This window comes from Streptomyces sp. SID3343, assembly GCF_009865215.1.
In the GTDB taxonomy this organism is placed as follows: domain Bacteria; phylum Actinomycetota; class Actinomycetes; order Streptomycetales; family Streptomycetaceae; genus Embleya.
Genome location: NZ_WWJX01000508.1, coordinates 1 through 6,213, shown reverse-complemented (window position 1 = coordinate 6,213; position 6,213 = coordinate 1). Strand labels below are relative to the sequence as shown.

The window sequence follows — 6,213 nt, the reverse complement described above, 5'->3', positions numbered from 1 at the left end:
GGCGGGGGTCCGGCCCGCACTGCGGCGGTTCGGCGCTCACGCCACCCGGACCGCCTCCGCCGCCGGCTTCGGCAGCTCGCGCACGCTCGGAAGCAGTAGGAGGAGCAGGTTGGCCGCGACCACGAGCACGGCCCCGATCAGCAGCGGCGCGGTCGTGCCCACCACCGCCGCGATCGGGGCCGCGACGGCCAGGCCCAGCGGCCGGGCGGCGAACGAGATCAGCGCGTCGAACGAGCCGACCCGGCCGAGCGATTCCGGTGGTATGCCCCGTTGCATAAGGGTCTCCCACAGCGGGATGAGCACCCCGAGACCGAGCATCGCGACGAAGTACGCGCCCGCGACGACCGGCATCGGCAGCCGCAGCGCGAAGGCCACGAGCGGGAAGGCGTAGACCGAGGCGCCGATCGCGACCGCGAACAGGGGGCGGCGGATCGGCAGTCGCGCCGCGGACCAGACCCCGATCAGCATGCCGACCGTGCCGACCTGGGCGATGATCACCCACGCGGTGTTGCCGCCCAGGTGGCTTACCGCGATCAGCGGTCCGAGGGTCAGCAGGAAACCGGCCGCGAAGTGCCAGACACCGTGGCCGAACACGTTGGCCAGAAACCAGGGGTGGCGACGGGCTTCGGCCCAGCCTGCGCGCAGTTCGCCGAGAAAGTCCTTCTTCGTGGCCGGCATCGGGTCGGTCGGGGGCTCGGTGGGTTCGGTGGGTTCGGTGGGCGTGACGGGCTTGGCAAGCTCGGCGTGCTCGGCGTGCTCGATCGGTTCCACGCGCGCGCCGGGCTCTTGGCGCAGGCCGCCCAGCGTGGTCGCGGACGCGACGAACAGCACGCCGGTGAGCAGCGAGGACCACCCGGCGCCGACCACGAGCATCAGGCCACCGGCAGCCGCCGGGGCGGCCATGCCCGCGAGTCCGACCGCCACGCCGAGCCGGGCGTTGATCCGCAGCCGTTGTGCCTCGGGCACCAGCGCGACCACGAGGGTGCGCACGACCGGCGTACCGAAGGCCACCGCCACACCGGTGATCGCGGACAGCACGGCCAGATCGGGTATCCGCACCGCGCCGGCGAGCAGTTCGGCGCCGATCGCCAGTTGGGCGGCGGCGCGGACCAGGTCGGCCACGAGCACGATCCGCTGGGGCGGGAACCGGTCGGCCACCACGCCGGCGACCGGCAGCAGGAGCAGCATCGGCAGCAGTTCGCAGGACAGCACGAGACCGAGGTCGGTCGCCGCACCGGTGTGCACGACGGCGAGGGTCAGGGTGGTCGGGATCAACGCGGTGGCCAGCGCCGCGAAGGTTCGGCCGATCATCAGCCGACGGATGGCGGGGGTCATGACGCAGAGAGTATTTCGCCAGTTAATCATTCGTCAACGAAATACTAGCCGGCGTAGCATACTGGGTGAATGCAGGAGCAAAGGCGGCAGCAGAGCCCGGCGGCGGAGCACGATCAGGACGTCGACTCCGTCGATCGGCACATCGCCCGCTGGCGCGACAAGGCCCCCTTCGACGAGCGCGTCGAGGGGATCATCACCCGCATCCAGTTCCTGACCAAGCACGTGAGTCAGGCCGCGGACCGGGCCTTCGCCGAAGTGGGCCTGCAACTCTTCGAGTTCGAGACACTGCACCGACTCGCGTCCCGCGGCGACGCCGCCCGGGCGACCCCCTCCGAACTGGCCGCCGAACTGATGCTGTCGCCGGCCGGCATGACGGGCCGCCTCGACACCCTGGAGCAGGCGGGCCTGGTCGTCCGGATCCGCGGCACCGACGACCGCCGCCGCGTCGACGTCGAGCTCACCGAACTCGGCCGCACCCGCTGGCGGGCCGCGATGAGACTGCGCGGGGCGGCCGAGCATGCCATGGTCGAGCCGCTGGACCGCGCGGAGCAGGCCACCCTCGAAGCCCTGCTCAAGCGCATGCTGGTACACGTCGAGAAGCACGGTCCGGCGGTGGAAACCCTGGGAGTGCGAAGCCTGGACAAGCAAAACCGCGGGGGCCGGGCCTCGGCCTGAACACGGGTTGTTCGAACGGAAGGGCAGTCGACGCTCGGCGGCGAGGCGGCCAGGCGTCGGGGCGGCGCTTTCGGCGGCCCGCGCCGGGTGCATCATCGTTTCGTGATCGACACAGACCTCGCCGACCGCGCGCGGCGCCATCGCCCCCGGCCCCGTCCGATACCCGGCACCGCCCTCGGCGGACCGCGGTTCGAGGCCACGGCCTCCGTGCCGTCCCTCCACGACCGACCGGTGCTGCGGCGCTCCATCGCCACGGCGATGTCGCTGTGCGCCTTGTGCACTGCGGCCACCATCGTGTGGGGCCTGGTCGCCATGGCGCAGGGGCGTGGCCCGCTCGAATCCGACCGGGACCGCGCGCAACGCCTGGCGGGCCTGCACCCGTCCCAACACCCGGGCAAGGAGCGCTACTACGTCCCGCTCGACGCCGTCTTCCGCCGGGCGGCCGACGGTTCGTCGACGGCGTATCTGCACTACGGGGTCCGCGGCGACGACGCCGACCTCGACGACTTCCTCGGCACGTACGGCCTCCCGGCGCCCGGTCCGGTAGCGCCGCTGCCGTCGGACCTGGCGAGTGCTCTCCCGGGCGACGAACCGGAACAGGCCGCAACGGTGGCCGAGTCCGACGGCACGACCCGCCGGATCTACGTGGTCCCGGGAGACGTCGGCGCGGCCGCGGCCGACGTCTACGTGAGCGCGTCCGGCTGACTACGTCCGGCCGGCGGTGTTCGAAGGTGACAGACTCCGATCATGACCTCGAACACGATCACCGCAGCAGCGGCAGGTACGTTCAAACTGGGCGAACTGTCGGTCAACCGGATCGGATTCGGCGCGATGCGCCTCACCCAGGACGGCGCGGCCTTCGGCAGCGGCGCCTCCAGCGACCGGGACCGGGTGATCGCCGTACTGCGGCAGGCGATCGAACTCGGTGTGAACCACATCGACACCGCCGCGTTCTACTTCTCGCCGCTGCGCTCCGCCAACGAACTGATCAACAGCGCGCTGGCCCCCTACCGGGACGACCTGGTGATCACCACCAAGGTCGGCCCGGGACGCCACCCTGGGGGCGACTGGCTGTGGGCCACGCCGGAACAACTGCGCGGGCAGGTGGAGGAGAACCTGCGCCAACTCGGCCGCGACCACTTGGACGTGGTGAACCTACGCCTCGCGAGAAGCATGGCGAACGCCTCGATCGCCGAGCACTTCGGCGCGTTGGCCGACCTGTGCGACGCGGGCCTGATCCGCCACCTGGGCGTCTCCAACGTCAGCCCCGAACAACTCGCCGAGGCACAGGCGACAGCGCCGGTGGTGTGCGTGCAGAACCCCTACGGCATCGGCGCCCGGGCCCAGGACCACGACTTCGTACGGGCCTGCGGGGAACAGGGCGTGGCGTTCGTGCCGTTCTACGCGGTCGCCGGCGCCGGGCGGGAGAAGGGCGCGAGCGCGAGCCCGGGCGAGCGCGAAGAGGTACTCGCGGTCGCCCGGGCGCACGACGCGTCGGCGGCACAGGTCCGACTGGCGTGGACGCTGCATCGTGGGCCGCACGTCCTGGCCATACCGGGCACGGGCAATCCGGCACACCTGGTCGAGAACGTGGCCGCCGGGGCGCTGCACCTGTCGGACGCCGAAGTGGCGCTGCTCGAATCGCTGCGTCAGGGCGACGCGTAGGGCGGCGAGTCGGCGAAGCCGCGCCCTGACCGGCGGGCGCGGGCAGGGTCCGTGCCGCGTCGGACCGGGCACGGTCGCCCGAAGCAACGTCTGCCAAAGTGCCGTTCACACCCGCTGCGCCGCGGCCGCCCACTCGGTCGCGGCGCCGCGCGGTTCGTAGCGCACGAGCCCCTGAGTGGAGCGAATCAGCGCGCGCAGGTCGTCGAGCGGGCCCTCGACCGCCCCGGCCGCCCTTGCCTGGACCAGGATGTTGCCCAGCGCAGCGGCCTCCACGGGCCCGGCCACGACCGGCAACCCACACGCGTCGGCGGTGAGTTGACACAGCAGGGAGTTCTGCGCGCCGCCGCCGACGACGTGCACGATGTCGACGTCCTGGCCGGACAGGCGCTGCGCGTCGAGGATCGCGCCCCGGTACGCGAGCGCGAGACTGTCCAGGATGCACCGCACCACCTCACCCGGTGTGGTGGGTACGGGCTCACCGGTACGCCGACACGCCTCGGCGATGCGGTCCGGCATACCGCCCGGGGCAAGGAAGTTCGGGTCTCCCGCGTCCACGATCGAGCGCAACGGAGCGGCCCGGGCCGCCTCTGCGAGCAACCGATCGAGGGACTGCGGTCGGGCCCGATAGTCCCAGTCGCGCATGCATTCCTGGAGCAGCCACAGACCCATCACGTTGCGCAGGTAGCGGACCGTGCCGTCCACGCCCAGTTCGTTGGTGAAGTTGGCCCGGCGGCTGTCCTCGGTCCGTACCGGCGCGGCCAGTTCGACGCCCACGAGGGACCACGTACCACTGGACACGTACGCGAACCGCCGCCCCACGGCGGGTACGCCGACCACCGCCGACGCGGTGTCGTGCGAACCCACCGCCGTCACCGCGACCGGGCCGCTCAGCCCGGTCTCCGCCAGTACCTCCGGCAGCAACTCCCCGGCCGGGTCCCCGGGCGCACGCAGCGGCGGGAAGAGTCCGGGGTCGAGGCCGAGCGACGCCATGATGTCGTCCGCCCACGCGATTCGGCTCGGGTCGAGCAGTTGCGACGTCGACGCGTTGGTGATCTCGGTGCCGGCGACTCCGGTCAACCAGTAGGACACCAGGTCGGGAACGAACAGCGCCCGCCGGGCCGCCGCGAACTGCGGTGTCCGGGACGCCGCGACGAGTTGGTGGACGGTGTTGAAGGCGGCGTGCTGAATCCCCGTGCGCGCGTACAACATCGCCGCCGGGACGACGTCGTACACCCGCTCCGGCACCCCGTCGGTGCGCCGGTCGCGGTAGTGCACGGGGTTCCCGAGCAGCGCCCCGGACCCGTCGAGGAGACCGAAGTCGACTGCCCACGTGTCGATCCCGACGCCCGCGAGCCGCCCACCGCCGGTCGACCGCCCGGCCGCCCGCAGCCCGTCGAGCACACCGGCGTACAGCGCGAGAATGTCCCAGTGCAGCACACCACCCACCCGGACCGGCCGATTCACGAATCGATGCGCCTCCCGCAGCACGAGTGTGTCCGGGCCGACGTCACCGACCAACACCCGCCCGCTCGACGCCCCGAGATCGACGGCACCGAATACCTGCCGACCCGCCACGACAACCTCCAAGGTGCTCCGGTACAGCGCTGAACGGGTTGGGCCGCACGTGGCGGTGCTGCCCTGTACTGCTTGGCCCGACTGCTTGGCCCGACTGCTTGGCTCTACCGCTTGGCTCGACTGCGTTCTGCCGCCGTGCCGCGAGCCGGCGGTGGCGCCTTCAGCGCAGGAAAGCGGCGGCGACGCCCGCGTCCACCGGGATGTGCAGGCCGGTGGTGTGCGAGAGGTCGCCGGCGGTGAGCGCGAAGACGGCGTTGGCGACGTGTTCGGGGAGGACTTCACGCTTGAGGAGCGTGCGTTGGGCGTAGTACTCGCCGAGCTTGTCCTCCTCGACGCCGTACACGGCGGCGCGCTGCGCACCCCACCCGGCGGCGAAGATCCCCGAACCGCGCACCACGCCGTCGGGGTTGACGCCGTTGACCCGGATGCCGTGTGCGCCCAACTCGGCGGCCAACAGCCGGACCTGGTGCGCCTGGTCGGCCTTGGTCGCGCCGTAGGCGATGTTGTTGGGGCCGGCGAAGACGCCGTTCTTGGAGGAGATGTAGACGATGTCTCCGCCGAAGCCCTGGTCGATCATCATCCGGGCGCCCTCGCGCGAGACCAGGAAGGAGCCCCGCGCCATCACGTCGTGTTGAAGGTCCCAGTCCCGGACGGTGGTCTCCAAGAGCGGCTTGGAGATGGACAGGCCGGCGTTGTTGACGATCAGGTCGACGCCGCCGAACGCACGCGCGGCCTGCGCGAACGCCGCGCGGATCGCCGCTTCGGAGGTGACGTCCACGACCACCGCGACGGCCTTGTCCGGGCCGCCCAGCGCGTCGGCGACGGCCTGGGCGTTGTCCGCGTTCAGGTCGGCGACCACGACACAGGCGCCCTCGGCGACCAGGCGCGTGGCGACGGCCTTGCCGATGCCGGAGCCGGCCCCGGTGACCAGGGCAACGCGCCCGGCCAGCGGCGCGGGGGCGG

At 72.0% G+C, this 6,213-nt stretch carries 7 protein-coding genes; 4 read left to right on the top strand and 3 right to left on the bottom strand.

Annotated features, from left to right (window positions below; all coding sequences use genetic code 11):
* Positions 1–36 precede the first annotated feature (36 nt).
* The gene (locus tag GT354_RS16115) at positions 37–1,335 is read right to left on the bottom strand and encodes an MFS transporter (RefSeq protein WP_161357004.1); all 1,299 of its coding nucleotides are present in this window, start codon (positions 1,333–1,335) and stop codon (positions 37–39) included.
* Between the two features lie 69 nt (positions 1,336–1,404).
* Between GT354_RS16115 and GT354_RS16110 the strand changes: the two genes are divergently transcribed.
* From GT354_RS16110 to GT354_RS16100, 3 genes are all read left to right on the top strand, one after another.
* A complete protein-coding gene (locus GT354_RS16110) occupies positions 1,405–2,010 on the top strand; it encodes a MarR family transcriptional regulator (protein ID WP_161357003.1) in 606 nt (201 codons plus the stop codon).
* A 102-nt stretch (positions 2,011–2,112) separates the two neighbouring features.
* Entirely contained in the window at positions 2,113–2,715 is a 603-nt protein-coding gene (locus GT354_RS16105) for a hypothetical protein (protein WP_161357002.1), read from the top strand.
* Positions 2,716–2,757: 42 nt separating this feature from the next.
* Entirely contained in the window at positions 2,758–3,675 is a 918-nt protein-coding gene (locus GT354_RS16100; protein ID WP_161357001.1) for an oxidoreductase, read from the top strand.
* Positions 3,676–3,780: 105 nt separating this feature from the next.
* Here the strand turns inward: GT354_RS16100 and GT354_RS16095 are convergent, their stop codons facing one another.
* Entirely contained in the window at positions 3,781–5,196 is a 1,416-nt protein-coding gene (locus GT354_RS16095; protein ID WP_346012048.1) for a rhamnulokinase family protein, read from the bottom strand.
* On the opposite strand from GT354_RS16095, the gene GT354_RS54040 reads away from it, so the two are divergent.
* The gene (locus GT354_RS54040) at positions 5,146–5,283 is read left to right on the top strand and encodes a hypothetical protein (protein ID WP_237534970.1); all 138 of its coding nucleotides are present in this window, start codon (positions 5,146–5,148) and stop codon (positions 5,281–5,283) included. The genes GT354_RS16095 and GT354_RS54040 overlap by 51 nt on opposite strands.
* A gap of 127 nt (positions 5,284–5,410) precedes the next feature.
* Here the strand turns inward: GT354_RS54040 and GT354_RS16090 are convergent.
* The coding region (locus GT354_RS16090) for an SDR family oxidoreductase (RefSeq protein ID WP_161357000.1) at positions 5,411–6,213 on the bottom strand (803 nt) is incomplete at its 5' end.

Coding starts and splice junctions, on each gene's coding strand:
- GT354_RS16115 (WP_161357004.1), bottom strand. CDS start 1,335: ATGACCCCCGCCATCCGTCGGCTGATGATCGGCCGAACCTTCGCGGCG.
- GT354_RS16110 (WP_161357003.1), top strand. CDS start 1,405: ATGCAGGAGCAAAGGCGGCAGCAGAGCCCGGCGGCGGAGCACGATCAG.
- GT354_RS16100 (WP_161357001.1), top strand. CDS start 2,758: ATGACCTCGAACACGATCACCGCAGCAGCGGCAGGTACGTTCAAACTG.
- GT354_RS54040 (WP_237534970.1), top strand. CDS start 5,146: ATGCGCCTCCCGCAGCACGAGTGTGTCCGGGCCGACGTCACCGACCAA.